The organism is Aeromonas sp. EU05-FHT14A05 (assembly GCF_058791175.1).
Genome location: NZ_JBYTDH010000015.1, coordinates 40,237 through 66,877, shown reverse-complemented (window position 1 = coordinate 66,877; position 26,641 = coordinate 40,237). Strand labels below are relative to the sequence as shown.

Below are 26,641 nucleotides of genomic sequence, written 5' to 3'. Positions count from 1 at the left end.
CTCTATTTGATGCGGTCTATTCGGAGTTGTTCGTTGTCCAGCCGGATATGGACTGGCTCTTGTATCAGGCCTGCCGGCAGTGCATCGCTGAGCTGGAAGGTGCCCGCGATGGAGAGCAGCTCGGCCTGCAATTGCTGGCAGTAAATGCGGGCAAGGGGATTGCCCTTGGCCCCCGCGATGGCTCGGCCACGCAGGGCGCCATAAATATGGATGCTGTCGTCGGCGATGACTTCGGCGCCAGGACTCACCGAGCCCAGCACCACCAGGGAGGTGCCGGCAGCATAGATCTGCTGGCCGGAGCGCACCGGCCCGACGTGGACCTTGCTCGGCTCCAGGGGAGCCTGAACCGGGGTGACCGGTGCCACCTCAACGGGTTCAGGCGCTGGCGCCACAGGTTCGGGGTCGGCCTTGCGGCTCTTGCCCGACACCATGACGGCCAGCCCGGCCGCCTTGGCCGCCGTCTTCATCACCTCATCCCGCGCCCCCGTGATGCCGACCAGCACGAAATCTTCCGACTCGACCAGCTCCCTGAGCTGCTCGAAATCGGGGATCTCGCTGAGGCGTTCCACATTGAGGACGAGGGGGGCACAATTAAAAAACTGGGGCGCCTGCGCGACCTTGGCCTCCAGCAGTTGTCGGATCCGGTCCGGATTGCCATCGCTGAGATGCAACACAGAAATAGTGAAGGTGGTCCCTTTCAATTCGTTATCGCGTTCAACCATGAATCTTCCCCGAACCGAGACGGTAATACGTTATTGTTATTCAATTCCTGATGTTATAGTTTGCCACCACCAGAGGCAATGAACCCGTCGGATTATATCAATTTCCATGTTGTGTGCAGTCTATAAAAGTCGCAAAAAAGCCGAGACCTATCTCTTTATTGAAAGAAGAGAGGACTTTTCCCGCGTGCCAGAGGCACTGATGAGTACCTTCGGACGCCCCGAGCTGGTCTTGATGACCAAGCTGGACCCGGCCAAGCCCCTGGGGATCGCCTCCACCGAGCGGGTGATGGCGGCCTTGCAGAGCCAGGGCTTCTACCTGCAGGTGCCCCCGCCGCCGGAAAATCTGCTGGAGCAGCACAAGGCACAAATAAAGGGCACCCGCTGATGCAGGGTCGGCTGGCACTGTTATTGTTGAGCGCACTATTAAGTGCGCCCCTGCAGGCTGGCGTCGATTTTGACCATTATGTGACGAGTCTCAAACAGCAGGCTTTGGCGGCCGGCATCCAGCCTGCGACGGTAACGGCCGCCTTTGCCGATATTCGCCTCATAGAGGCGGCCATCAAGCACGACAAAAATCAGCCGGAATTCAAACTGACCCTGGATTCCTATATTCCCCGCGCCGTGCCCCAATGGAAAGTCAAGCAAGCCCGGGCCTTATATCGCCAGCATCTGCCGTTGCTCACGAAAATAGGTGATGAATATGGGGTGCAGCCCCGTTTTATTGTCGCCTTGTGGGGCATAGAAACCAATTTCGGCAAACTCACCGGTAATTTCCCGCTGATCTCCTCACTGGCGACCCTGGCCTGGGAAGGACGAAGGGAAGCCTTCTTCAAGGAGCAGCTGTTCGATGCCCTGCGCATCATAGAGCAGGGGCACGTGAGCCCCGCCGCCTTCAAAGGCTCCTGGGCGGGTGCCATGGGGCAGGTGCAGTTCATGCCCTCGTCCTTCCTCAAATACGCGGTCGATCAGGACGGAGATGGCAGGAAGGATCTGTGGGGCAATCTCGCGGATGTGTTTGGATCGGCAGCCAATTATCTGCACCAGAACGGTTGGCGCGAGGATCAGACCTGGGGACGGCGGGTGAGGGTGCCTGAGGCCCTCAATCCTGCCCTGTTCGGGCTGGAGCAGCGCAAGCCGCTGTCGGTCTGGCAAGCGCTCGGGGTGCGGCAACTGGATGGCTCGCCGCTGCCCAACGCCGACATGCAGGCCTCCCTCATCCGCCCCGACGACGTCCATGGCCGCAGTTACCTTGCCTATGACAATTATCGGGTGCTGCGCCACTGGAACCGCTCCCCCTATTTCGTGGTGGCGGTCGGCACCCTGGCGGATCGGATAGTGGAATAAAAGCGGAATAAAAGCGGAATAAAAGTGGAATAAAAGCGAAGTCAGAGCGGGAAAGGAGCGAAACAGGATGGCGGGTCAGGTCGCCGAACAAGATAGCAAAATTATCCCTTCAAGCTATGACATCCTGACGGATGAGCCGATCCCATCCGAGTGAATTGCCCGCTTATCTCTTTTATTCTTTATGCCAGTGCGTCTGCCCTTGAGAAAATTCACAGACAAAAAAAGGCGGGAATCTCTCCCGCCTTGCTTGTATCTGCTGTCTGCCGCTTATTCGCAGGCAACCTGCATCACCTTGATGGCCAGGCCACCGCGGGAGGTCTCACGGTACTTGGAGTCCATGTCCTTGCCGGTGATGTACATGGTCTCGATGACCTTGTCCAGGGAGACACGGGGCTTGGAGGTACGACGCAGGGCCATGCGCGAGGAGTTGACCGCCTTCATGGCGGCGATGGCGTTGCGCTCGATGCAGGGCACCTGTACCTGGCCGGCGACCGGATCGCAGGTCAGACCCAGGTTGTGCTCCATGCCGATCTCGGCCGCTTCACACACCTGCTCCGGGCTGCCGCCCATGAGCTCGGTCAAGCCGGCGGCGGCCATGGAGCAGGAGACACCCACTTCACCCTGGCAACCCACTTCGGCACCGGAGATGGAAGCGTTCATCTTGTAGAGCATGCCGACGGCGGCGGCGGCCAGGTAGAAGCGGGTGTATTCGTCGCGGCCGACCGGCTGGATGAACTTGTCGTAGTAGGCCAGCACGGCCGGGATGATGCCCGCGGCGCCATTGGTCGGAGCCGTGACGACGCGGCCACCGGCGGCGTTCTCTTCACTCACCGCCAGGGCGAACATGTTGACCCAGTCAACGATGCTCATGGGGTCGTTGGAGAGATGCTCGTTGGTGGTCAGCTGACGGTAGAGGGGAGCGGCACGGCGCGGCACCCGCAGCGGACCGGCCAGGACACCCTCGGTTCGGCAGCCGCGCTCTATCCCTTCACGCATGGTGGTCCAGATCTTGCCGAGCTTCTTGTAGATCTCTTCCGGGGTGTTGAAGCACTTCTCGTTCTCCAGCATCAGGGCGGAGATGGAGAGGCCGGTCTGGCCGCAGTGGGCGAGCAGCTCGGCGGCGCTCTTGAAGGGGTAGTTGACGGTCATGTCGCCGCTGTCGGCCTTGCCGAAGCTCTCTTCGTCGACGATGAAGCCGCCGCCGATGGAGTAATAGGTCTTGCTGTAGATGGCCTCGTCTTCGATGAAGGCGGTCAGCTTCATGCCGTTCTCGTGCAGGGGCAGGGCCTCGTCATGGAACACCATGGCGCCTTTCGGGAAGCTGACGGTGTGGCAGTGCAGGCCGATGGGCAGGCGACCGGTCTGCTCGACCCGGGAGATGAATTCAGGAATGCCGTCGATGTCGACATTTTCCGGCAGGTTACCCGCCAGCCCCATGATGATGGCGGTGTCGGTGTGGTGGCCTTTGCCGGTCCAGGAGAGGGAGCCATAGACGTCAACCTGGATCCGGGTGATGTCACGGATCTTGCCGCTAGCACGCAGATCATCCACGAACTGTTTGGCTGCTTTCATCGGGCCGACAGTGTGGGAAGAGGAGGGGCCAACACCGATTTTGAAGATATCAAAAACGCTGATCATGTAACAATTACCTCAGGGTAGAAGGGGGCGCCATGCCCGCTCGCAGAAAGGGTGATCCATGGGACGGGTCTGTCGTCACAAAGGCCAGGAAACCAGATAACCGCAGTGTAACGGCTTCCTACCTAAAAAAAGTTGAAATAGATCTATTTTTGTTGAATTGACGGCGCGAGTATAAAATTTATTTTGATGGTTATCCATTTTGTTAAGCGCAAGGCAAACGTTTTGCGAAAAAATACCCGGCCAGGCCGGGTATCTGAGGGTCATCTGAGATCGTTTTTACCCAGGCTTAACATTCAGTGATGTTGACGGCGAGGCCGCCGCGGGCTGTCTCCTTGTACTTGGTCTTCATGTCGTTGCCGGTTTCCCACATGGTCCTGATCACCTTGTCCAGCGACACCTTGTGCTCGCCTGTGCCACGCAGGGCGAGGCGGGCGGCATTGATCGCCTTGACCGCTCCCATGGCGTTGCGCTCGATGCAGGGCACCTGCACCAGGCCGCCGATGGGATCGCAGGTTAGCCCCAGGTTGTGCTCCATGCCGATCTCGGCGGCGTTCTCGACCACGGCCGGGCTGCCGCCCAGCAGTTCGGCCAGGGCACCGGCGGCCATGGAGCAGGCGACCCCCACTTCTCCCTGGCAACCCACCTCGGCCCCCGACAGGGAGGCGTTCTTCTTGTACAAGATGCCGATGGCGGCGGCGGTGAGGAAGTACTGCATCAGCAGCTCGTCATCCACCTTGCGCACGAAGCGATCGTAATAATGCAGCACGGCGGGGATGATGCCGGCGGCGCCGTTGGTGGGGGCGGTCACCACCCGGCCACCGGCGGCATTCTCCTCGTTGACGGCCAGGGCAAACAGGTCCACCCACTCCATCACCATCAGGGGATCCTTGTTGAAGTTGGTCTCGCCGCAGAGCTGGCGATAGAGGGCCGGGGCGCGGCGCTTCACCTTGAGCCCCCCCGGCAGCACCCCCTCGCTCCTGCAACCGCGCTCGACGCAGCCCTGCATCGCCTGCCAGATCTTGCGCAGGCCCGCCTTTATCTCGGCTTCGCTGCGAAACACCTTCTCATTGGCCAGCATCAGCCCCGAGATGGAGAGGCCGCTCTCCTGGCAGTGGGCCAGCAGCTGGGCCCCGCTCTCGAAGGGGTAGGGGACGGGGTGGGCGGCATCGAAGCGGGCGGCCTCTTCCCGGGCGTTGGCGAAGTGGCTCTCCTCGATGATGAAGCCGCCCCCGATGGAGTAGTAGGTCTGCTCGAACAGCAGGGTGTCGCCCTCATAGGCGCGCAGCGTCATGCCGTTGGAGTGGGCGGGCAGGGTCTTGCGCCGATTGAAGAGGATGGCGCCGACGCGGGGGAACTGGCTCGGTTGCTCTCCCCCCAGACGCAGGGTCTGGCTGTGCTCCACCTGAGCGAGGAAGGCAGGGATGGCCTCGATGTCCACGGATTCGGGTTCGAAGCCCGCCAGCCCCAGGATGATGGCCTTGCCGGTGCCATGACCCTTGCCGGTCTGGCCGAGGGAGCCGTAGCACTCGACCACGACGCGCCCGGTGCGGGAGAGGAGTGCGCTCTGCTTGAGGGTGTGCACGAAGGCGCAGGCTGCCCGCATCGGCCCCACTGTGTGGGAGGAGGAGGGACCAATCCCGATGGAAAACAGGTCGAAGACACTGATCATGACGTACTCCGATTATGGATTTCGTCTAAACATTGTAAATTTTTTGTAGTCGATGAAAAGGGGGGAAGCGACAGCCTGTGATGGCGGTGTGGAAATGGGGCAAAACAGGGGGATCAGGGGCGCCAGGAGGAGCGGATCGGCAGCTCATGGCACCCCTGCGGGGTTATCAGTCGAGGAACTCGCACAGGTAGGCGGTGGCTGTCTTCACTTCCAGTTTGAAGGAGGAGTGACCGGCCACGTCGAAGGACTCGCCCTGATGGTAGCTGTGCCATTCGTCTTCATCGGCCAGCTGGATGCGAAGGACACCCTTGACCACCGTCATCCGCTCCGGGGCGGCGGTGTTGAACTGGTACTCGCCCGCTTCCATCACGCCGACCGTGGCTTTCTCGCCTTTTTGCTCGAAACCGATAGATTTAACATTTCCGTCAAAATATTCGTTAACTTTCAGCATCTTTTCTTCCCTGTATGCACGTTTGCAGAGCCAAAGTAGCACATTATTTTGGCCATTGTCATGGTGAAACAGGGAAAAAACAGTGAGTTTCTTGTGGGTCTCAACTTTGTGAAAAACCATAAAAATTCGTTTCGTTCAGGGATCCCGATGTTAAACGGGTAATAAATATGAGATAAAGCGCGCCGCCAGAGCAATGGAGAGGATTTGACGCTCTGGGTGGTCATTTACGCTGCAAAAGTGTGAGTAATTGCTTAATAAAGGAACATTCTGTGTTGACAAAAGGATTAATTAAAAATATCGGCTTCCAGGTCGTGGTCGCCATGATCCTGGGGGCGCTGGTGGGTGCCCTCATGGGTGAGCAGGCGACCGTCTTCGCTCCCCTGGGGACGCTCTTCATCCAGCTGATCAAGATGCTGGTGATCCCGCTGGTGGCGGTCGCCATCCTGTCCGGGGCCGCCAATCTGGGGGCCAGTCCGGCCGCGGGCAAGATAGGGGTGACCACGCTCGCCTTCTTCCTCGGTACCTCCGCCCTGGCGGTGCTGCTGGCACTGGTGATGGGTCAAGTCTTCAAGCCCGGTGTCGGGGTTGATTTCGGCTCCACGGCCGCCATGTTCTCCGGTGACTACGCCGACAAGGGCGCCCTGCCGGATGCCGTGGCTACCCTGCTTGGGATGATCCCGACCAATGTGTTCAGCGCCCTGAACGAGGCGAACATACTGCAGATCCTGGTGTTCTGCATGTTCCTCGGCATCGCGCTGGCCAAGCAGCCCCGCGAGCGCGCCAAGCCGCTGGTGGATGGCCTCAACACCCTGGTGGACGCCTTCGTCTGGATGATCAACAAGGTGATGCTGATAGCCCCCATCGGGGTCTTCGGCCTGATGGCCGATGCCATCGGCACCTATGGCTTCGACGTGCTGACCCTGGTGCTCAAGCTGTTCGTGGTCTATGTCGCCGCCATCCTCATCTTCGGCTTCGTGGTCTACCCGATGCTGATCGCCTTCTTCTCCAACACGCCGGTACGCAAGTACTTCTCGGCGATGAAGAAGCCGCAGATCGTGGCCTTCTCCACCGCCTCGTCCATGGCGACCCTGCCGGTCAACATGGAGACCTGCGAGCACGATCTGAAGGTGACCAACGCCACCGCCTCCTTCGTGCTGCCGCTGGGTGCCACCATCAACATGAGCGGCAACGCCATCTATTACGGTCTGGTGGCCATCTTCTTCGCCCAGGTCTACAACATCGATCTCACCATGGGCGCCTGGGCGGCCATCATAGTCACCTCGACCCTGGGTGCCATCGGTCAGGCCGGCGTGCCGGGCCCGAGCTTCCTGGTGGTGGCCGTGCTGCTGGCGGCCGGCATTCCCATCGAGGGGCTGCCGCTGTTGTTCGCGCTGGATCGCCTGTTCGACATGATCCGTACCGCCCTCAACATCACCGGCGATGCGGCTTGCGCCATCATAGTCGATCGCTACAGCCCGGATTACGATCCGAACCGCTGGAGCAAGGAAGCCTGAGACCAGGCCCACTGCCATGAATGACAAGAGGGAGGCGCAAGCCTCCCTCTTTTTATTTGCCTCGGACCGGAATGGTCGTCCCTTCCTTGCCGACTCAGGGGGTCAGCTGACCCAGCGCCTGCCGGCAGCGCTGCTCGGCGGCCTCCAGCTCCAGCAAGACCATCTGGATGTCTTCCAGCTGCTGTTGCAGCGTCTCCCGCTTGTCGGCCACCAGCCCCAGCATGGTCTGCAACTGGGAGCGGCTGCTCTTGTCCGCGTCATAGAGATCGAACAGCTCCCGAATGTCCGCGAGGCTGAAGCCCAGCCGTTTGCCACGCAGGGTCAGCTTGAGGCGCACCCTGTCCTGGCGGCTGTAGATCCGGGTCTGTCCCTGGCGCGTCGGGTTCAGCAGGCCCTGATCCTCGTAGAAGCGGATACTGCGGGTGGTCACATCGAATTCACGGGCCAGCTCGCTGATGCTGAAGGTCCGGGCGTCATCCTTGGATTTGGTCATAGGGCTGTCTTGGCTGTCATCTGGTTGTCAATGCAGGCTGGCACCTTACCCAAACGTCAACTTCCCCGCAAGTCTTGTTCCGGGGACGGCGGCGGCATATGTTATCCCAATGTAACAAGGAGAGTGCGATTGATGGATATAGTGATTGTGGCGGCCAAACGTACCCCCATGGGGGCCTTTCAGGGGGCCTTGAGCGCCTTGAGTGCACCCGAGCTCGGCGCCTGCGCCATCCGCGCCGCCCTGGCGGCGACCGGAATAGACCCAGCCCGGGTCGATGAGGTCTATCTGGGCAATGTGCTGAGCGCCGGGGTCGGGCAGGCACCGGCCCGCCAGGCGGCACTCAAGGCCGGGCTGCCGGACAGCGTGCCCTGCACCACCGTCAACAAGGTGTGCGGCTCCGGCATGAAGGCGGTGATGCTGGCGGCAGACGGGCTGCGGCTGGGGGAGATGGATGTGGTGGTGGCGGGCGGCATGGAGAGCATGAGCCGGGCCCCCTATCTGCTGGACAAGGCGCGCAGCGGTTTTCGCATGGGCCACCAGAGCGTGCTGGATCACATGTTCCTCGACGGCTTGCAGGATGCCTACGAGGGCCACCTGATGGGCCACTACGCCCAGCTGAGCGCGGACAGGGCCGGGCTGACCCGGGCCGGCATGGATGCCTTCGCCATCGCCTCCCTGGAGCGTGCCCTGGCGGCGCAGCGAAGCGGCGCCTTCGGGGCCGAGCTGGCGCCCGTGATGGCCGGGGACACCCTGCTGCTGGCCGACGACGAGCAACCGGGGAAGGCCAGGCCCGACAAGATACCGACCCTGAAACCTGCCTTCAGCAAGACGGGCACCATCACGGCGGCCAATGCCAGCTCCATCTCGGACGGGGCGGCGGCACTGGTGCTGATGCGGGCTGAGACCGCCGAGCGCCTGGGCTTGCCCGTGCTGGCAAGGGTGGTTGGCTACCAGAGCCATGCCGCTCTGCCGGCGGAGTTTACCAGCGCCCCCGTGGGGGCCATCGACAAGCTGCTGGCCCGGGTGGGCTGGTCGGTGGAGGAGGTGGATCTGTTCGAGGTGAACGAGGCCTTTGCCATGGTGAGCATGCTGGCCATGGCGGGGTGCCAGATCCCCCATCACAAGCTGAACGTGAACGGAGGCGCCTGCGCCCTGGGTCATCCCCTGGGGGCGAGCGGCGCCCGCATCCTGGTCACCCTGATCCATGCCCTGCAGGCGCGGGGCCTGCGGCGAGGGGTGGCGAGCCTGTGCATCGGCGGCGGGGAGGCGACCGCCATGGCCATCGAACTGGGCTGAAAAGTTTCCCCCGACGGCGCTTGCCGATAAACGCACAACGTCCCTCTTGCGGGGACGTTGTCATTTTCGGGGAATAGGTGAACGCGGGGAGAGCCTGGGTTCAGTCCGTTCCTTCCATGGCCTGGAGCTGCTGATTGACCCAGGTGGTGGCGGCCAGATAGAGGTGGCTGACCTTCTCTTCATTGAGCCCCAGGCGGGCTGTGCTGGCGGCGATCCGCTGCCAGTTGGCCTTCTCGTACTCTTCACAGAACGCGAGATAGAACCCCAGATTGCCCTTGCGCTCCAGCAGGGCGGCGCGGATCTCGGCGGTCAGGGGTATGGTGCCGAGCAGCTGATCCAGCGGTTGCCCCATCAGCACGTCCAGCAGGGAGAAGAGTCCGGTGATGAAGGCTTGCTGCGCCTGCTGGGTGGGGGCATGGGTCTGTGCCAGCAGCTCGCAGAAGCGGGCCCGGATGAGGGACATCTGGTAGAGCTCGGCACTCTTGTCGTGACCGGCGCTGGTGGCGGCGATCAGGGCCACGAAGCGCTTGAGCTGGGCGTGCCCCAGGGAGCTGGCGGCCTGGCGAAACGAGGCGATGGGCTGGGGAAAGCGCTTGAGGTGGTTGACGTAGCGCAGCAGCTTGAGGGAGAGGGAGAGATCCTGGTTGAGCAGCTGCTCTATCTTGTCCAGATCCGGCTCGGCCTGATTGACCACCTTCAGCAGCTGCATCACCACCAGCTGGGTCGGGGGCATGGTGGTTTGCTGCACCATCTGGGGCCGACTGAAGAAGAAGCCCTGGAACAGCGACACTCCCAGTGCCTTCATCCGTTCAAACTCGTCCTTGTCCTCCACCTTTTCGGCGAGGTAGGTGAGCGGCAGGTGCTTATGGGTCCGCATGAACCGCTCGATGCTGGCGAGCGGTGTGGCCCGCAGATCGAACTTGATGATGTGGATGTAGGGCAGGAACCTGTCCCAGGCCGGGACCAGGGTGAAATCGTCCAGCGCCAGCCGATAGCCCAGCCCGTGGAGCTGGATCACCTTGTCCAGCAAGGCATCGTCGGGCTCGGCATCTTCCAGTATCTCGATCACCACCTTGTCCTGGGGCAGGCACTCGGCCAGGCCGTCCAGCAGCAGGGAGTGAGGAAAGTTGATGAAGCAGGGGTGGCCGCCAAGCAACTGATCGATGTTCTGTTGCAGGAACTGCTCCGTCACCAGTCGGGAGGTGGCCAGTTGGGCGGAGATGGGGGGAAACACATTATCCAGGCTGTCGCGAAACAGCAGCTCATAGGCATGGGTCTTCAATTCCCGATCCAGGATGGGCTGCCTTGCTACATAGGAATACATGCATTTCTCCAGCATGGGTGAAGGCTTGATTCTATGGTGAAGCGGATCACTATGCCAGTGCCGACCGGGTCGAAAGGGTCAGCAACTGGCATAGTGTTGCCAGGGGGGGCGGGATCAGAAGAGGTAGTTGAGCTGCAGGCCGGCCAGCCAGGCGTCCCCTTCCGAGGTGCCCTGGAAGCTGGACGTGGTTTGCGCTATCCCGGGTTTGAGCTGCATGGTTTCGTTCACCTCGACCTTCTTGCCGTCGATCAGGGTCAGCCCCAGATCCAGCGACAGGTTGCGGTCTATCTGGTAACCCACCCCGGCGCTGTACCACACCCGATCCGAATCCGGGATGGAGATGGTGCGGCGATCGGCGGGAACCGGGCTGCGATCATAGGCCAGGCCGGAGCGAAGCTGCCACTTCGGATCCAGGCGATAGGTCAGGCCGAGGGCGTAGCGCCAGCTGTCTTCCCAGTGCTCGTCCTTGATGTGCATGGTGCCATGGTGATCGAGCTCGGACTCGAGCTGGACGAACTTGCTCCAGTTGGTCCAGTTGATGCTTGAATGGATCGCCAGGGTCGGGGTCAGCTGATGGAACAGGGCCAGCTCCGCGGTGGCGGGCAGGGGCAGATCCAGGGTGCCGGTGTCGGTGAAGGTACGGCCCAGCAGATCGGTGCCGACGGCATCCCCGGAGAGGGTCAGGTTGACGTCATGGCGATAGGAGAGGCCGAGGCGGGTGGCAGGGGACAGCTCCAGCAGGGTGCCGAGATGCCAGCCAAGGGCCCAGCCATCCCCCTTGAGGTGCTTGGCAATCTTGTTGTTGGAGGGGAAGGTGCCGCCCACTTCCCCTTCGCCCTGAATGGCGGAGAGGCCGGCGCCGACCGACCAGTGCTGGTTGATGCGATAGGCCAGGGAGGCGCCGAGATCCACCGTCTTGATGTCGGAGACGTTGCCGAAGTGACCGGCGTTGTAGTTGTCCGGCATCTGGACGCCGAGGCCATAGTAGGAGGTCGCCGCCAGCCCCAGCCACCATTGATCATTCAGGGGCAGGATGAGATAGGCGTTGGGCACCCAGGCACCGTCCGCGATGTTGTTGGCGCTCGCATCCAGGGTCACCGGGCCCCGGGTGGTGGGGACCCGGGTCACCCCCTCGATGTTGACGTCAGGCTGGATATGGATGACGCCGCCGGAGAAGGCGGTGCGCTCGAAACGGGTCATGGCGGCCGCATTGCGGGCGAGCACGCTGGCGTTGTCGGCGATGGCTGCCTCCCCGGCGAAGGCACGGCCCATGCCGGTGGCCGATTGTTCCGCCAGCTGGAAACCGGCCGCCAGGACCTGGCCAGGCAGCAAGATCAGGGCGATGAGGGAGGGCTTGATGGTCGACTGCATTGCTTTTCCTCGGGATGAACTGAGGGTTCATTCTGTGATTCGGTTGGGGGCGGGATTTTATATGGTATGACCAGTAAGGCAACGGGGGCGGGGGCCGAGCGGGCAAAACGGGATTAAATGCTGGGGCGGTTGCTTATAACAGTTTGATAAAAAACAAAAAGAGTACAGCTGTTTGCTACAGCTGTGCGCCGAAATGGGGATGTCGCATAAAAAAAGAGCGCCCGGAGGCGCTCTGTTTGATCGCGATGAAATCAGAATTTCATGTTGAACTGGGCGGAAGCCAGGAAGGCGTTGCCGTGGGAGGTGCCCTTCCAGCGTACCGGATCGGTATGGCTGGTCAGACCTTCGTTCACGTCCACTTCCTTGCCGTCCAGATAGGCCATGCCGAAATCGACGCTCATGTCCTGATCGATGTGGTAGGTGGCGCCGGCGCTGTACCAGACACGGTCGGAGTCAGGAATGCTCAGGCTGCGGTATTCCGGCTCGATCGGGCTGTTGTCGTAGGCGAAGCCGATGCGGGCTTCCCAGGACGGGTTGACGTACCAGGTACCACCGATGGCGTAGCGGGCGGAATCCTTGAACTTCTCGTCTTTTTGCAGGCAGACCCCACCGGCACAGGCGTTGCTGGTGGCCTTGAGCTCCTGGAAGGCGCTCCAGTCGGTCCAGTTGACGGAGTAGTGCACCGCGAACTGCTGGTTCAGACGGTGGTAACCGGCGAACTCGGCCTGGGCAGGCAGATCCAGCTTCAGGTTGCCATCGACGGTCCGGTAACCGGAGGTCAGCCCCTTGAAGTCGCCGTCAAAGCTCAGATCTACCTGGGAGCGGTAGGTCAGGGCCAGGCGGTTGCTGTCGTTGATCTCGTACAGGGCGCCGACGTTCCAGCCAAAGCCCCAGGTATCACCCTTGAGGTGGGCGATGGCGGTGTCGCTGTTGTGAACGATACCGGTTCTGGCGGTCAGGCCCGGAGCCAGGGCACCGGCATAGCGGTTCAACTCGGCCTGGGCATAGACGGCATTGACACCGGCACCCACGCTGAAGTTGGAGTTGATGCGGTAGGCGATGTTGGGGTTGATGTTGAAGGTCAACAGCTCGGTATCACCGGCACCGGCACCGGCCGGGAAGGTCTTGGAGTACTCGGTGGAGAGGCCGTAGTTGGAGAAGAGGCCAATCCCCCAGGCCCACTGATCGTTCAGGGGCTGGATGAAGTAGGTGGCAGGCACGAAGGCATCGGGGGCGATGTCGCTCTCGCTGGCCGATGCCAGCTTGGCCGGACCGGCATAGATGTCACCCGCGACATCCACGTCGGGCTTGATGTAGGTACCGGAAACAGACAATGCCATCTTGTCGAAGGTGGTCATGGCGGCCGGGTTGCGGGACAGCACGGACGCGTTGTCGGCGATGGCTGCTTCACCGGCATAGGCGCGGCCCAGACCGGAGGCCGAGTGTTCGTTCAACTGGAACGCGGCGGCGAAGGTCTGAGTGCTGGCCAGGGTGACGGCCGCGGCGATCAGGCTTTTCTTGAAAAAGGCAGTTGTCATAGTGTTCTCTCTTTGTAAGCAGATTTTCTGTCGATATCAGGGCTCTTTGGCCGCTATAGACGACAAGATCTGTTGTTATGTCAGCTTCTTCCCATTCACTTCTGGCGTGATTCTATGGATCTGGTAGGAGGTAAGAAATCAGACCAGTGACAGCAGAATACATAAAAGTTTCCATTGTGTTAATCATTTGTTTTAACTTGCCGTTTAAATAGTCTGTTTTATCCATTATCGGATGAATAACATACAATAAGTTCCTTTTGAATCGTTCAAAAAAAAGTGTAAAAATGTGACTTCAGGTGGGTATCAAGCGGGAAGTTGTCGGGATTCTGAGATGAACAGGCAGACAACAGACGGTGTCTGCCTGTGATATGGAGGGGACGGGGGCCCGGTCAGCCCCAGTCAAGATCTGTTAAATGGACCAGTGCAAACGGGACTCAAGCTGCTGGGCAACCGGGGCCAGTGACTCCTGCATGTCTCCAATCAACACCATGTTTGCCCCCTTGAGCGGGAGTATCTCCCCCTTGAGGGTACCGTCTGCAAAATCGGGCTGGATCCTGAGCGGCACATGCTTGGGCACCAGGAACAGGGTGACCGGTCCCATCTTGCCCTGGATCACCATGTGCAGGGCCGACCCCTGGTAAAAGGCACAGTGATTGACATAGGTGATCTTCATGTCGGACATGTCCATCAGGGTGGCGCCATATTTCTCCATCTTGGCGTTGATGGTCTGCAGGCTCACCTTCTCATCCACCCCCTGGATGAAGGGCTCCTCTCCATAGACGTGGGCCATGGCCACCTGGGCCAGCGACAGCGGCTCCGATGCCGGTGGCCAGCTGATCCAGCGGGTACTCATGCCGAGCAGGAAGGCAACCGAGGCCGCCATGGCGAGGGGGCGCCAGCCTCTGCCTTTGGCCGGGGAGGGCAGTGGCACCACTTCGTCGTCCGCTTCCATCGCCTGGCGGAGCAGGATCCGCTCGGCGAGACCGGCGGGCACCTCCACCTCCAGGGTGCGGCGCAGTTTGCTGTCCAGCTGCTTCATCTCGTCCAGATGCTTGCGATTGGCGGAAGACGCCTCTGCCGCGGCGAGGAAGGCAGGATCCCTGTCCGTGGGATGGGTGATGGCCCGGCGGCGAAATTCAAGCTCATCCATTGGTGTGACCTCTCTGTTGCTGCGCAGCCTCCATGGCCTCTTTGATCTGGTTGCGAGCCCGGAACAGCCGCGTCATGACGGTGTTCTTGTTCAGGCCGAGCTGGGCGGCGATCTCTTCGCCGCTGAACCCCCCCAGCACCTGCAGCAGCAGGGGTTCCTGATACTCGTCGGGCAGGCGGGCGATGTGGCGCCTAAGCCACTCGTGCTCCATCTCCTGTTCGCTGTGCAGCGCATCCTGATCGCTTTGGGGATGCTCGTCGAGATCGACGAGATCGAACTGCTTGCGCTCGAAGCGCCGGGCATTTTCCCGCCGCAATATGGTGATGAGCCAGGCCTTGGCGGCCTTGTCATCGACCAGGGAGTCGAGCGCCTTCCAGGCTCGCAGGAAGGTCTCCTGCACCAGATCCTCGGCGACTTGGGGATCCCGGCACAGCCAGTAGGCGTAGCGGTAGATGTCCCCGTGCAGGGCGTGCACCAGGGCCTCGTATTTCGTTTGTTTGTCTGCCATATCCCCATAGACCGGGGTGGCCGAGGGATCCTTTCCCGTTCCTGCCTTTTTTTTTCTAAAAAAACCTAACGTCATGAATGCGATTCCTTTTTCATGAGTGGTTTGCCGCAGGCGTCAGGGACGTGCCCACGCCAGTTTTCTGAGGACATAGGCTATCGCAAAAGTCTCCCTGGCGCACAGCGCCCGGGCCAGCCCCTGCCAGTCGACCCCCTGGCTTGCAGCACCAGGGGCGGCGAAACAGGCCCTGTCCAGATCATCGAGTCGCGGGCCCATGGCGGGATCGCCATGCCAAGGCAGGCTGGCCAGGTGCTGGCAAGGCTGCCCCAGGCGCAGCGCTGCCCAGGCCAGCAAGGCCCCTCTGGCCAAGTCAGGCTCCCGGGTCGCCAGGGCCCGTTGCAGCCGATAGAAGGCGAGCCAGCGCGGCCCGCCTTGGCACAGGGCGCGCAGCAGCAGCGCCCACAGCACCCAGAGGAGGCTCTCTGTGCCGGGCGCCCTGGCGGGATCGGAGGGGGCGGCGTCGCCCTCGATGTGCAGGGTCTGCGCCGGCAGGCGGGCCTGCTCGATGCGCCCGGTCCGGGTGTTGAACCAGGAGAGGGTCACGGCGGGCAGGGTATAGCTGCCTGGGGCTTGTGCGGTCAGGGCCTGGCGCCACTGGCGTTCGAAGCGCAGCGCCCCCTTGGCCACGAAACGCTCCTGCTGCTGCTCGCCGTCCGGTTTCATCGAAAGACCCTGTGGCAATGCCGGGGCCGGGAGCTGTGGCAGGCGGTTGCCATCTCCTCCCTCCATCACCAGGGTGAGGGTGCGGATCACCGGCTCCCCGACGCTGGATCCCCTGGCCGGACTGAACTGCTGGCGCAGGATCAGGCTGCTCGCCACCGGCTCCAGGGGCGCCTTGTCCACCTTGACGAAGAGGGTGGCCGCCCTGGCGGAGAGCAGATCCCCTGCGTCGTTTTGCGCGGCAATGTCCGGGTCCTGGGGCAATCGCCCCTGGAAACGGGGGGACTCCAGGGGATGCAGCCCGGGCTCCCTGGCCTGGAGCAGCCACTTGCGGATCAGGCGCCCTGGCATGCCGGGGCTGGCGGGGGACTCCCAGCGATCGTCGCCGAGGCGGCGTATGGTGAAGCCTTGACCGAGGGGCTCGCCGAGGTTGGGGGCCTCCATGTTGGCGGGCAGCCAGAGGCTCAGCTCATAGATGAAGGGTTGCCCCGGGTAGAGGGGACCCTGATGCAGCACCCTGGCCTGCAGCTCCACGGGGGAGGGACGTGCCTCGGGCGGCGGCATCAGGGTGCCCGTCCGGGGGCGCGCCGGAATGGGCAGCGCGGGCGTCTGCTCGGCGCCGAGGGACAGGGGCGGCACCTGGCGGGGACTGGTCTCCAGCAGGTGAAGCGGGATCTGCCAGCGGATCAGGCTGCTCACCTCGGTATTGACGCGACTGATGCTGACCCGGCCTACCGCAAACTGGCGCAGCAGGGGGAGCAGGCTGAGCTCGTCGCCCTTGAGCTCCCCGTCGGCTTCGATGACGAGCAGCCAGTCGCGCTCGCTCTCCCCCGCCAGCAGCTCGGCGCGAGGGGGGGCCGCCTGCACTGGCGCGATCTGTACCTGGGCGGCCAGCAGCATGGCGAGCAGCCAGCAGCCGCTTGGCACCCGAATCAACCGGATGAGTGAACGCAGCCAGGGGATCACCAGGGCTCCTCCACCTTGATAAGGGGGCGGCGCTCGGCCTCCTTGCGCAGCCGCTGCTCCAGCAAGAGCACGGGGGGCGCCGGGGGGCGGGGGTTGTCCGGGGCGGCAGAGGGCTCGGGGGGCTCGCCGCTCTCGGGGGCCTGGGCAGAAGGGGTCGCCTGGGGGGGGTTGGCCCGCAGCAGCGCCAGGTTATGGAGGGCATCCTGGTGCCCGGGCTCTCGCTTGAGGGCGGTCAGGTAGGCCAGCTCGGCCCCCTTGAGATCCCCGAGCCAGACCAGCGCATTGCCCCTGTTGTAGTGGGCGGTGGCCGTGTCGGCTCGGCCATAGGCGGCGACGGCCCTGGCATAGTCACCGGCCCTGTACCAGGCATTGCCCTGCCAGACGGGATCCTGGAAGGCGCGGGCCGCCTCCTGATAGCGCCCCTGGGAGAAGGCGTGCCAGCCGGGCGCCTCCTGGGCGGGCCACCAGGGGGCGGGCGCCGCCTGCAGGGTGGGCGGGGGGCTGAACACCACCATGAGCAGCATCAACCAGTGGGCCCCTATGCGGGCCAGCAGCGCCAGGGGCAGCAGAGGAAGCAGCAACCAGGGGCCGAGATCGAGGGACCTGGCCCCGGTCTGGGTCTGGCTCATGGGCAGGGGGGCAAAGGAGGGGAGCCCGGCCTGCAGCCATTGCAGCCTTCCCTCTGTGCTGGCCGCGAGATCCGCCATGGCGGCGCCGTCCGGTGCCGGCAGAGTCTGCCCCAGGGCGCTGCCGAGTCGCCACCCCTCGGCGGGGGGCGGGGGCAGCGCAGCGCTCTCGCCGGCATTGGCCAGCAGGATGTCGAGTCGGGGGGACGGTGACTGTGGGCAGAAGAGGGTATCCAGACAGGGCCAGAGATCGGCGATGCGCGTCATCTGGCTCTGTGATAGGCCGTCGGTGATGAGCAGCAGGCGCGCCTGCTGGCCCGGGGGGATCTGCGCCAGGGCCAGTGCCACGGCCCGCTCCGGTGCGCTGCCCTGAAGCGGCATGATGGCCGGGCGCAAGTCCGGCAGCAGCAGCGAGATGGCCTGATGATCCCGGGTAGGGGGCATGGCGAGGTAGGCATCCCCGGCAAACAGGATGAGTCCGAGGGGATGGGGCGCCTGCCGGGCCGCCGCCTCGGCCAGCATGTCCTGAAGCAGCAGCCGCACCCGGGTCGCCCGATCCGGGGGCAGATCCTTGGCCTGCATGGAGCTTGAGAGATCCAGCAACCAGAGATCCAGGGCCGGGCTGCTGACGGTCTGGCTCTGTTGGCGCAGGGCGGGGCCCGCGAGCGCCAGGATCACCGGCAGGGTGGCCAGCCAGAGCCAGGGGATGGCCCGGCCCCGGGTCGGCAACAGATAGGCCTGCATGGCGGGGGCCAGCAGGGGGCGCTGCCGACGACGGCGCCACCCCTGCCACAGCCAGGGCAGCAGGGCCAGCAGCCAGAGCGGGCGCAGCAGCATCAGCTCCATATAGACGCTCCTTCAAGCCACTCATTCATGGGGCGGCTCCGGCGCGTCTCTGCTCGTTCGCCGCCCCGACCAGCGCAGTCGGGTCGGCCACACCAGCAGCAGCCAGGCCAGCGCCAGGGGCCAGGGGTAGAGCTCATGGTGGGGACGATAGAGGGTCTGCGGGCGGGCGGCTGGCTCCAGGGTGTCTATGGCCTGATTGATGGCCGAGAGATCGGCCTGGCTGCGGGCGCGAAAATAGCGGCCATGGCCAAGCTCGGCCAGTTGCCGCAACAAGGGTTCATCCAGCTCGGCGCTGGGATCGGCCCCTCCCAGGGGGGAGGCGAAGGTGTCGGGATCGGCCCCCACCCCCAGGGTATAGAGGCGGATGCCTGCGGCGGCGGCCCGCCTGGCCTCGGTCAGGGGCTCTGCGTTGCCCGCGGTGTTGCGCCCGTCCGTCACCAGCAGCAGGGCGGTGGGGCGGGCGGGGTCGGCGTGCTGGCGGGCCAGCAGTATGGCCTCGCCGAGCGCCGTGGTGCGCCCCACCAGATCGAAATCGAGCTCGCGGGTCAGTGCCAGCAGGGCCCGGGTCTCCTGGGTCAGGGGGGAGAGCAGGTAGGCGTGATCCGCAAAGACGATGAGGGCGATGCGATCGCCGGGGCGCTCGCTGATGAGCTGCGCTATCTGCTGGCGTACCGCAGAGAGGCGATCGCGCTGCTCCCCCTCATCCAGCATGTCCTGAGTGCGCATGCTGTCGGAGAGATCCACCGCCAGGATGAGATCCCGGCTGGCCTGATAGTGGATGAGGGGGGGCTCCTGCCACTGGGGGCGGCACAGGGCCAGCACCAGGGCACACCAGCACAGGGCCATGCGCCACAGGGGTTGCCCGGCCTGGGGCAGCAGCAGGGGGAAGCCGGCATGGGCCAGCCTGGCGCGGCCGGTGCGGGAGAGCGGGGGCAGCCCGAAGCGCACCAGCAGCGGCAGCGCCAGGGCGAGGGCAAACCAGGGCCAGGCGAGGATCATCTGGCCCCTCCGCTGCGCCTGCGGCGCCACAGCACAGGGCGCGCCATCCAGCGCGGAGCACTGACGCAGCGGCGCCCCCAGCTGAGGTAGGCAAGGCGCAGCCGCGCCCGCTGCCCCCCGTCCGGCGCGTCCGAGCCATAGAGCCAGCCCGGCCACTGGCTGGCGAACTCGCCAAAATGGCAGCTCCCCTGGCGGTCGAGCCAGGCGAGCCACTCCTCCCCTTGCAGGGAACGCGCCTCCGGCCAGCGGGCGATGGCCGCCTCTCTCAGCGCGGCGTGCAGGCCAGGCACCAGATCGGCGGCCTGCCAGTCTATCTGGCGTGCCCAGCGGCGCTGACGCCACAGGGTGTTTATGGTGGCCCCGATCAGCAAGGCGGCGAGCACTGCGATCAGCAGCCAGCCCCAGGCCAGCAGACGGGGATCGCTCGCGCTCTCCAGGGGCGGGCCCGGATGGATGTCGCGAAGCTGCCCCTGGATCTCCTGAAGCCGCGTCAGCGAGGCGGTCTCCCCAGGCGGGTGCTGGAGGGGGGGAGTTTGGGGGGAGCTCAGAACAGACGGCATCCAGCCTCCTGCCACTGGCGTTGCAGGGGCAAGCCGTTGTCGAGGCGGTAGAGGCGCTGTACCAGGGGCAACAGCTGTTGTTGGCAGGCGTCGGCCTGCTGCCTTGCCGCCTCCTGGTAGCGCCAGCGAAAGAGGGGTTGTCCGGCATCGAGCCAGCCGCTGCGTTTGCCCGATTGCACCGCCAGTTGCCCCTGCTCGGGCAGGGCCGCTTCCAGGGGATCCCGGATCTGCCAATAGTGGATGTCGTGGCGCTGGCCGAGGCGTTGCAACTGCTGGCTGAGCCCCTGATCAAGGGGCTGATGGTGGCTGATCAGTGTCAGTCTGGCGCCATGGGGCAGGCTGAGGCGCGCCAGGGTCTGGGCCAGGGAGCTGGCCAGGGGGGCGCGATCCAGTCCCGCCTCATAGTGGTGACAGAGTGCCTCCAGCAGGGGGATCAGGGAGTCACGCTGAGTTTCGTGCCGGGTCTCGATCCCGTGGCAGACCAGGGTGTTTGCCTGCTTCTCCCCCTGCCAGAGCAGGGCGGCGGCCAGCTCGCAGCCGAGGCGGGCCTTGAGCTGGGGGCCCGAGCCGAAATACATGGCGGGGGAGAGGTCCAGCAGCAGCCAGTGGGCCTGCTCCTGCTCCTCGGCATACAGCCGGGTGTGGGGGCGCCCGAGGCGGGCGGTGACCCGCCAGTCGATGTGGCGCACCTCGTCCCCGGCCTGATAGAGGCGCAGCTCACGAAAATTCAGGCCCGGCTGTCGCCCGAGCCGTCCTTGACGTGCCTGGTGAATGCGCGCCCGCTGACTCTGTCTCGCCCACAGCCGGATGGCCAGCAACTGGGCCAGGGGCAGGGCGATGTCGGGATGGGCGCGAGGATCAGCGGATCTGGTCATGGGCGCCGATCATCAGGGGCATGGCACAGGGCAGGCGCGCTGTCAGGGACATGGAATGGCATCCAGCAGACGGGCGATCAGGGTGTCGTTGTCGAGGTTGCCCGCCAGGGCCTGATAGCTGGGGATGAAGCGGTGGCGATGAACGGCGGGTTGTCAGGGACATGGAATAAGATCCAGCAGGCGGGCGATCAGGGTGTCGTTGTCGAGATTGTCCGCCAGGGCCTGATAGCTGGGGATTAAGCGGTGGCGCTGGGCGTCGGACGGTCAGGGGCATGGGATAAGATCCAGCAGACGGGCGATCAGGGTGTCGTTGTCGAGGTTGTCCGCCAGGGCCTGATAACTGGGAATGAGGCGATGACGCAGTATGGCCGGGGCCAGTTGCTGGATATCCTCCGGCAGCACGAAATCCCGTCCGGCGAGCCAGGCCCGGGCGCGGGCGGCGCGGGCCAGCCCTATGCTGGCCCTGGGGCTGGCGCCCACCGCAATGAGGGGTTCCAGCTCGGGGCAGAGGCCGCTGCCGGGGCGGGTGGCACAGATCAGTTGCACCAGATAGTGTTCGAGCCGGCTCTGCATCTGCACCGCCTGCACCGCGCTGCGGGCCGAGATCAAGGCGGCCTGGCTCAGGGTCACGGGGGGCGGCGGCAGCTGTTCGCCCCCGGCGTTGAGCTGCAAGATGGCGAGCTCCATGGCGGGGCTCGGGTAATCCACCATCAGTTTGAGCAGGAAGCGATCGAGCTGGGCCTCCGGCAGGGGATAGGTGCCCTCCTGCTCTATGGGGTTCTGGGTCGCCGCCACCATAAAGAGCGGCGGCAGGCGCCAGCTCTTCTTGCCCACGGTGATCTGGTGCTCGGCCATGGCCTCCAGCAGGGCGGACTGCACCTTGGCCGGGGCCCGGTTGATCTCGTCCGCCAGCACCAGGTGGTTGAACAGGGGGCCGGGCTGGAACACGAAGCTGGCATCCTGGGGGTGAAACACCTCGCTGCCGGTGAGATCGGCAGGGAGCAGGTCGGGGGTGAACTGGATGCGGGCGAAGCGCCCCTCGACGGCGCCGGCCAGCGCCTTGACGGCCCGGGTCTTGGCAAGGCCGGGGGCGCCCTCGATCAACACATGTCCTTCACATAGCAAGGCGATCAGCAACCCCTCGATGAGGGAGCCCTGTCCCAGGATCTGACTGTCAAGATAGTCCCCAAGCGCTCTGAATTCGGCCGCTGCCATGTAATGAACCCGTTGTTTTCATAGAAGTTGATCTTTTTATACTCCAGTTGGCCCCCAAGGGCGAGGGAGGGTGGCAAGATGGCGGCAATTTAGTTTCAATCAGCTGTATGAAAGTTGTGAGTGGATTGTTAAGATGTGGCGCAATGAGGTCAGACCTCTTCCTTTTAATCTTCTCGTTTAACCAAGGAGCCAGGATGAAACAGCCATTGAAACTGACGACTCGCCAGGGCGAACGGATTGCCGTCGTGGCGGGTCTGCGAACCCCCTTTGCCAAGCAGGCCACGGCCTTCCACGGCGTGCCCGCGGTGGATCTCGGCAAACTGGTGGTGAGCGAGATGCTCGCCCGCACCGATCTCGACCCCAAGCTCATCGACCAGCTGGTGTTCGGCCAGGTGGTCCAGATGCCCGAAGCGCCCAACATAGCCCGCGAGATAGTGCTCGGCACCGGCATGAGCGTCAGCACAGATGCCTATAGTGTCTCCCGTGCCTGCGCCACCAGTTTCCAGGCGGTGGCCAACGTCACCGAATCCATCATGGCCGGCACTGTCGACATCGCCATCGCAGGCGGCGCCGACTCCTCTTCCGTGCTCCCCATAGGGGTGAGCAAGACCCTGGCCCGCGCCCTGGTAGATCTCAACAAGGCGCGCAATCTGCAGCAGCGCTTCAATATTCTGCGTCGTCTGCGCTTGAAAGACTTGATGCCGGTGCCGCCCGCGGTGGCCGAGTATTCCACCGGCCTCTCCATGGGGCAGACCGCCGAGCAGATGGCCAAGAGCCACCAGATCAGCCGCGAGGCGCAGGACGCCCTGGCCCACCGCTCCCACACCCTGGCGGCGCAGGCCTGGGCCGAGGGCAAGCTCAGTGGCGAGGTGTTCACCGCCCACGTGCCCCCCTACAAGTCGCCGCTGGAGCGGGACAACAACATCCGTGAAAGCTCCGATCTGGCGAGCTACGCCAAACTCAAGCCGGTGTTTGACCGGCTGCATGGCTCCGTCACTGCCGCCAACGCCACCCCGCTCACCGACGGCGCCGCCGCCGTGCTGCTGATGCGCGAAGGGCGAGCGAAAGAGTTGGGGTTGGAGCCGCTGGGTTACATCCGCAGCTTCGCGTTTTCCGCCATCGATGTCTGGCAGGACATGCTGATGGGCCCCTCCTATGCCACGCCGCTGGCGCTGGACCGCGCCGGCATCACGCTAGCCGATCTGACCCTCATCGACATGCACGAAGCCTTTGCCGCCCAGACCCTGGCCAACCTCAAGATGTTTGCCAGTGCCGAATTTGCCCGAGACAAACTGGGTCGGGATCAGGCCATTGGCGAGGTGGACATGGACAAGTTCAACGTCCTCGGTGGCTCCCTGGCCTATGGCCACCCCTTTGCCGCCACAGGGGCGCGCATGATCACCCAGACCCTGCACGAGCTGCGGCGTCGGGGTGGGGGACTGGGGCTCAACACCGCCTGTGCGGCGGGTGGGCTGGGTGTGGCCATGGTGCTGGAGGTTGAATGATGAGCGCTAAGACTTTTTCACTGGATATTCGCAAAGACGGCATCGGCATCCTCACCATGGATGTGCCCGGTGAGAGCATGAACACCCTGAAGGCCGCCTTCGCAGACGAGATCCGCTCCGTGCTGGCCGAGATAAAAGGGAACCGCGATCTGATCGGTCTGGTGATCGCCTCCGGCAAGAAGGACTCCTTCATCGCCGGGGCCGACATCAGCATGCTGGCCGCCTGCACCAGTGCCCGTGACGCCGAGACGCTGTCGCGGGAGGGGCAGGTGGTCTTCGCCGAGATCGAGGCGCTGAGCATCCCTGTGATCGCCGCCATTCACGGCCCCTGCCTGGGTGGCGGGCTGGAGCTGGCGCTCGCCTGCCATGGCCGGGTGGTGACCGAACACAGCAAGACGGTGCTGGGCCTGCCGGAAGTGCAGCTCGGCCTGCTGCCGGGCTCCGGCGGTACCCAGCGTCTGCCGCGCCTCATCGGGGTGGCCAAGGCGCTGGATCTGATGCTGACCGGCAAGCAGGTCAGGGCCAAGCAGGCCAAAAAACTGGGACTGGTGGACGATGTGGTGCCCCCCTCCATACTGCTGGAGGCCGCCATCAAGTTGGCGAAGAAGGGCAAGCCCCGCCATCAGCTGAAGCGGGATCTGCAAGCCAAGGTGCTGGAGACCAATGCCCTGGGTCGCAAGGTGCTGTTCGATCAGGCCCGCAAGGGAGTCAAAGCCAAGACCCGTGGCAACTACCCGGCCCCTGAGCGGATCCTCGAGGTGGTGCGCATCGGCGTGGAGGAGGGGATGCAGGCCGGCCTCGCCGCCGAGTCCCGCCACTTCGGCGAGCTGGTGATGACGGCGGAATCCGCCGCCCTGCGCTCAATTTTCTTCGCCACCACAGAGATGAAGAAAGAGGTCAGCTATCAGGGGGCCGAGCCGCGCAAGGTGGCCCATGCCGCCGTGCTGGGCGGTGGCCTGATGGGGGGCGGCATCGCCTTCGTCACCGCCACCAAGGCCGGGGTACCGGTGCGGATCAAGGACGTAGGGAGCGCTGGCATCGGTAACGCCATGCGCTACAGCTATGATCTGCTGGCCAAGAAGCTCAAGCGCCGCCAACTGCTGCGCAGCGAGCTGGAGAAGCAGATGAGCCTGCTCACCGGCACCCTGGACTACGCCGGCTTCCACCGGGTGGACATGGTGGTGGAGGCGGTATTCGAGGATCTCGCCCTCAAGCACCAGATGGTGGCGGACGTGGAGCGCGAGTGCGGTGAACACACCGTCTTTGCCTCCAACACCTCCTCCCTGCCCATCCACCAGATAGCGGCCAATGCTGCCCATCCGGAGCGGGTGGTGGGGCTGCACTACTTCAGCCCGGTGGACAAGATGCCGCTGGCCGAGATCATCCCCCACGCTGGCACCAGCCCCGAGACGGTGGCCACCACCCTGGCGTTTGCCCGTGCCCAGGGCAAGACCCCGATCGTGGTCAAAGACGAGGCCGGTTTCTACGTGAACCGCATCCTGGCTCCCTACATGAACGAGGCGGCGCGCCTGGTGCTGGAAGGGGAGCCGGTGGAGGTGCTGGACAGTGCCCTGCTGGACTTCGGCTTCCCGGTCGGCCCCATCACCTTGCTCGATGAGGTCGGTATCGACGTGGGGGCCAAGATCTCCCCTATCCTCGAGAAAGAGCTCGGCGGTGAGCAGTTCCAGGCCCCCAAGGCCTTCGACAAGCTGCTGCAAGACGATCGCAAGGGGCGCAAGAACGGCAAGGGCTTCTACCTCTACGGCAAGGCGGCGCCGCGCAACCGCCTCACCGGCAAGGAGGGCAAGAAGACGGTGGACGAGAGCGTCTATGCCGTGCTCGGGGTCAAGGTATCGCCCAAGCTGGCCCGTCAGGAGATCGCCGAGCGCTGCGTGCTGCTGATGCTCAACGAAGCGGCCATGGCGCTCGACAGCGGCGTGGTGGCCTCGGCCCGTGACGGCGACATCGGCGCCATCTTCGGCATCGGCTTCCCGCCCTTCCTCGGCGGCCCCTTCCGCTACATGGACAGCCTCGGCATCGATCATTTGGTGGGGCGCCTCGAGCACTACCAGAAGCGTCACGGCGATAGGTTCGCCCCCTGTGCACGCCTCAAGGCGATGGCGGCGGAGCAGCAGCGCTTCTACTGATCCCAGGCGACATGCACAGGATGTACGCGAGGCGACCCCGGGGTCGCCTCGCTTTTTTGTCTGACCGTGAGCAGGGAAGGGGGGAACGCTCGCCCCATGGGCAAAAAAGCGGCACATCAGGGGCCAAATCATTGATCTGGCGCAAACTGGTGCCCCATTTATTACTTTGGTGGCATAGGACTCAGGCGCCGGTTGAGGTCAAATAGCCTTATCAGGAACGGGGACTACTCCGTCACGCAAGGGACACCCATTTCACTGGATGAAGGACACACTATGAGTCTGCTTGAACAAACCATCTGGAACATATTGGGATACGGGGCCATGCCCTTTATCTTCCTGAGCGGCTTCGTGGCCGTGGCAGTGATCTGCTGCCTGCTGCTCAATGCCTTCGGGGTCAAGTCCGCCGAGAAGTGAGTCACTCTCGTTCATGCCGCCAAATGCCAGTCTCACGACTGGCATTTGTTTTATGTGTCTTTTAAGGCACTTATCCAGGCCCAAGTGGGGAAACTGTGGTCAATATGGTCGAACCCGGCGGCCATTTTGATTACACTGGCGCCCGGCATGTCCGCCCTTTTCTCTTTTATCAGGTGTTCACGATTTCTATGGCGCTCAAGGCAACCATCTTCAAGGCCCAGATCAGCTTGTCTGACATGGATCGCAATCTCTATCAGGACTTCTCCCTCACCCTGGCCCGTCACCCCTCCGAGACCGACGAGCGGATGATGATCCGGCTGGCGGCCTTTGCCTGGCACGCCGCCGAGCGGCTGGAGTTCACCAAGGGACTCTCGGCGGACGACGAGCCCGAGCTCTGGCGCAAGAACTACTCAGACGAGATCGAGCTCTGGATTGAACTCGGCCAGCCCGACGAGAAGCGCCTCAAGAAGGCGTGCAACCGCTCCCGCCAGGTGGTGCTCTATCTCTACGGTGGCCGCGGCACCAGCGTCTGGTGGAAGCAGAACCAGGGCAAGCTCGGCCTGCACGACAACCTCACCGTGATCGAGCTCTCCGACAGCCAGACCCTGCCCCTGACCGCCATGGTGGAGCGCACCATGCAGCTCACCTGCACCATCTCGGACGGCCAGCTCTGGGTCAGCAACGGCACCCTGGAGGTCACCCTGGATCCCGTGGTGCTGATGGGACGCCCCGCCCGCGAACTCTAAGACGGAC

Annotated in this window: 24 protein-coding genes and 1 pseudogene; 8 read left to right on the top strand and 17 right to left on the bottom strand. The window is 63.7% G+C overall.

Annotated features, from left to right (window positions below):
* Window positions 1-2 precede the first annotated feature (2 nt).
* Window positions 3-722 (bottom strand): septum site-determining protein MinC, encoded by a 720-nt coding sequence (minC, locus tag AC3WR3_RS18220; RefSeq protein ID WP_492292728.1) that lies wholly within the window; start codon window positions 720-722, stop codon window positions 3-5.
* Window positions 723-828: 106 nt separating this feature from the next.
* Here minC and AC3WR3_RS18215 point away from each other — a divergent pair, with 106 nt between their 5' ends.
* Window positions 829-1,107, top strand: a complete 279-nt coding sequence (locus AC3WR3_RS18215) for a YcgL domain-containing protein (protein WP_139438357.1) — start codon at window positions 829-831, stop codon at window positions 1,105-1,107.
* Complete coding sequence (locus tag AC3WR3_RS18210; protein WP_492292725.1) at window positions 1,107-2,066, top strand: lytic murein transglycosylase; 960 nt, start codon at window positions 1,107-1,109, stop codon at window positions 2,064-2,066. The genes AC3WR3_RS18215 and AC3WR3_RS18210 overlap by 1 nt, the downstream gene beginning before the upstream one ends.
* A 267-nt stretch (window positions 2,067-2,333) precedes the next feature.
* On the opposite strand, the gene AC3WR3_RS18205 is transcribed toward AC3WR3_RS18210, so the two are convergent.
* From AC3WR3_RS18205 to ppnP, 3 genes are all read right to left on the bottom strand, one after another.
* Window positions 2,334-3,704, bottom strand: a complete 1,371-nt coding sequence (locus AC3WR3_RS18205; RefSeq protein ID WP_025326890.1) for an L-serine ammonia-lyase — start codon at window positions 3,702-3,704, stop codon at window positions 2,334-2,336.
* 286 nt (window positions 3,705-3,990) lie between these two features.
* Complete coding sequence (locus AC3WR3_RS18200; RefSeq protein ID WP_319917539.1) at window positions 3,991-5,373, bottom strand: L-serine ammonia-lyase; 1,383 nt, start codon at window positions 5,371-5,373, stop codon at window positions 3,991-3,993.
* Between the two features lie 166 nt (window positions 5,374-5,539).
* Window positions 5,540-5,824, bottom strand: a complete 285-nt coding sequence (gene ppnP / locus AC3WR3_RS18195; protein WP_162519273.1) for a pyrimidine/purine nucleoside phosphorylase — start codon at window positions 5,822-5,824, stop codon at window positions 5,540-5,542.
* Window positions 5,825-6,093: 269 nt separating this feature from the next.
* On the opposite strand from ppnP, the gene AC3WR3_RS18190 reads away from it, so the two are divergent.
* Window positions 6,094-7,338 carry a dicarboxylate/amino acid:cation symporter gene (locus AC3WR3_RS18190; protein WP_202045526.1) on the top strand — a complete coding sequence of 415 codons (1,245 nt, stop codon included), beginning with the start codon at window positions 6,094-6,096 and terminating at the stop codon, window positions 7,336-7,338.
* A 94-nt stretch (window positions 7,339-7,432) separates the two neighbouring features.
* On the opposite strand, the gene AC3WR3_RS18185 is transcribed toward AC3WR3_RS18190, so the two are convergent.
* The gene (locus AC3WR3_RS18185) at window positions 7,433-7,831 is read right to left on the bottom strand and encodes a MerR family transcriptional regulator (protein WP_005325128.1); all 399 of its coding nucleotides are present in this window, start codon (window positions 7,829-7,831) and stop codon (window positions 7,433-7,435) included.
* A 132-nt stretch (window positions 7,832-7,963) separates the two neighbouring features.
* Between AC3WR3_RS18185 and AC3WR3_RS18180 the strand changes: the two genes are divergently transcribed.
* Window positions 7,964-9,127 (top strand): thiolase family protein, encoded by a 1,164-nt coding sequence (locus tag AC3WR3_RS18180; RefSeq protein WP_492292721.1) that lies wholly within the window; start codon window positions 7,964-7,966, stop codon window positions 9,125-9,127.
* Window positions 9,128-9,227: 100 nt separating this feature from the next.
* Here the strand turns inward: AC3WR3_RS18180 and AC3WR3_RS18175 are convergent, their stop codons facing one another.
* The 12 genes and pseudogenes from AC3WR3_RS18175 to AC3WR3_RS18120 all read right to left on the bottom strand — a co-directional run bounded on the left by AC3WR3_RS18175 (window position 9,228) and on the right by AC3WR3_RS18120 (window position 21,822).
* Window positions 9,228-10,451, bottom strand: a complete 1,224-nt coding sequence (locus AC3WR3_RS18175; protein ID WP_492292719.1) for an EAL and HDOD domain-containing protein — start codon at window positions 10,449-10,451, stop codon at window positions 9,228-9,230.
* A gap of 114 nt (window positions 10,452-10,565) precedes the next feature.
* Window positions 10,566-11,822 (bottom strand): OmpP1/FadL family transporter, encoded by a 1,257-nt coding sequence (locus AC3WR3_RS18170; protein WP_492292717.1) that lies wholly within the window; start codon window positions 11,820-11,822, stop codon window positions 10,566-10,568.
* Between the two features lie 251 nt (window positions 11,823-12,073).
* Entirely contained in the window at window positions 12,074-13,360 is a 1,287-nt protein-coding gene (locus AC3WR3_RS18165; protein ID WP_492292715.1) for an outer membrane protein transport protein, read from the bottom strand.
* Window positions 13,361-13,769: 409 nt separating this feature from the next.
* Window positions 13,770-14,510, bottom strand: coding sequence for a DUF3379 domain-containing protein (locus AC3WR3_RS18160; RefSeq protein WP_492292713.1), 741 nt, complete (start codon window positions 14,508-14,510; stop codon window positions 13,770-13,772).
* Complete coding sequence (locus tag AC3WR3_RS18155; protein WP_139438325.1) at window positions 14,503-15,093, bottom strand: sigma-70 family RNA polymerase sigma factor; 591 nt, start codon at window positions 15,091-15,093, stop codon at window positions 14,503-14,505. Before AC3WR3_RS18155 ends, AC3WR3_RS18160 begins: the two co-directional genes overlap by 8 nt.
* Before the next feature lie 39 nt (window positions 15,094-15,132).
* Window positions 15,133-16,635: a BatD family protein gene (locus tag AC3WR3_RS18150; protein ID WP_492292768.1), complete on the bottom strand. Its 1,503-nt coding sequence runs from the start codon at window positions 16,633-16,635 to the stop codon at window positions 15,133-15,135.
* A gap of 62 nt (window positions 16,636-16,697) precedes the next feature.
* Window positions 16,698-18,173, bottom strand: a complete 1,476-nt coding sequence (locus AC3WR3_RS18145; protein WP_492292711.1) for a VWA domain-containing protein — start codon at window positions 18,171-18,173, stop codon at window positions 16,698-16,700.
* 21 nt (window positions 18,174-18,194) lie between these two features.
* On the bottom strand, window positions 18,195-19,172 hold the full coding sequence (locus tag AC3WR3_RS18140) for a VWA domain-containing protein (protein ID WP_492292709.1): 978 nt from the start codon (window positions 19,170-19,172) through the stop codon (window positions 18,195-18,197).
* A complete protein-coding gene (locus tag AC3WR3_RS18135; protein WP_492292707.1) occupies window positions 19,169-19,732 on the bottom strand; it encodes a DUF4381 family protein in 564 nt (187 codons plus the stop codon). The genes AC3WR3_RS18140 and AC3WR3_RS18135 overlap by 4 nt, the downstream gene beginning before the upstream one ends.
* Window positions 19,717-20,607 (bottom strand): DUF58 domain-containing protein, encoded by an 891-nt coding sequence (locus AC3WR3_RS18130; protein ID WP_307765469.1) that lies wholly within the window; start codon window positions 20,605-20,607, stop codon window positions 19,717-19,719. The genes AC3WR3_RS18135 and AC3WR3_RS18130 overlap by 16 nt, the downstream gene beginning before the upstream one ends.
* A 153-nt stretch (window positions 20,608-20,760) precedes the next feature.
* A pseudogene (locus AC3WR3_RS18125) lies at window positions 20,761-20,856 on the bottom strand (AAA family ATPase); the annotation flags it as partial.
* Between the two features lie 15 nt (window positions 20,857-20,871).
* Complete coding sequence (locus tag AC3WR3_RS18120) at window positions 20,872-21,822, bottom strand: AAA family ATPase (RefSeq protein ID WP_307765468.1); 951 nt, start codon at window positions 21,820-21,822, stop codon at window positions 20,872-20,874.
* A 194-nt stretch (window positions 21,823-22,016) separates the two neighbouring features.
* Here AC3WR3_RS18120 and fadI point away from each other — a divergent pair, with 194 nt between their 5' ends.
* The 4 genes from fadI (at window position 22,017) to AC3WR3_RS18100 (ending at window position 26,634) form a co-directional block, all read left to right on the top strand.
* Window positions 22,017-23,327 carry an acetyl-CoA C-acyltransferase FadI gene (fadI, locus tag AC3WR3_RS18115; protein ID WP_005325159.1) on the top strand — a complete coding sequence of 437 codons (1,311 nt, stop codon included), beginning with the start codon at window positions 22,017-22,019 and terminating at the stop codon, window positions 23,325-23,327.
* A complete protein-coding gene (gene fadJ / locus AC3WR3_RS18110; protein ID WP_492292704.1) occupies window positions 23,327-25,474 on the top strand; it encodes a fatty acid oxidation complex subunit alpha FadJ in 2,148 nt (715 codons plus the stop codon). Before fadI ends, fadJ begins: the two co-directional genes overlap by 1 nt.
* 273 nt (window positions 25,475-25,747) lie before the next feature.
* Entirely contained in the window at window positions 25,748-25,888 is a 141-nt protein-coding gene (locus AC3WR3_RS18105; RefSeq protein WP_081934454.1) for a TIGR02808 family protein, read from the top strand.
* Between the two features lie 188 nt (window positions 25,889-26,076).
* On the top strand, window positions 26,077-26,634 hold the full coding sequence (locus AC3WR3_RS18100; RefSeq protein WP_043129908.1) for a YaeQ family protein: 558 nt from the start codon (window positions 26,077-26,079) through the stop codon (window positions 26,632-26,634).
* Window positions 26,635-26,641: the final 7 nt, after the last annotated feature.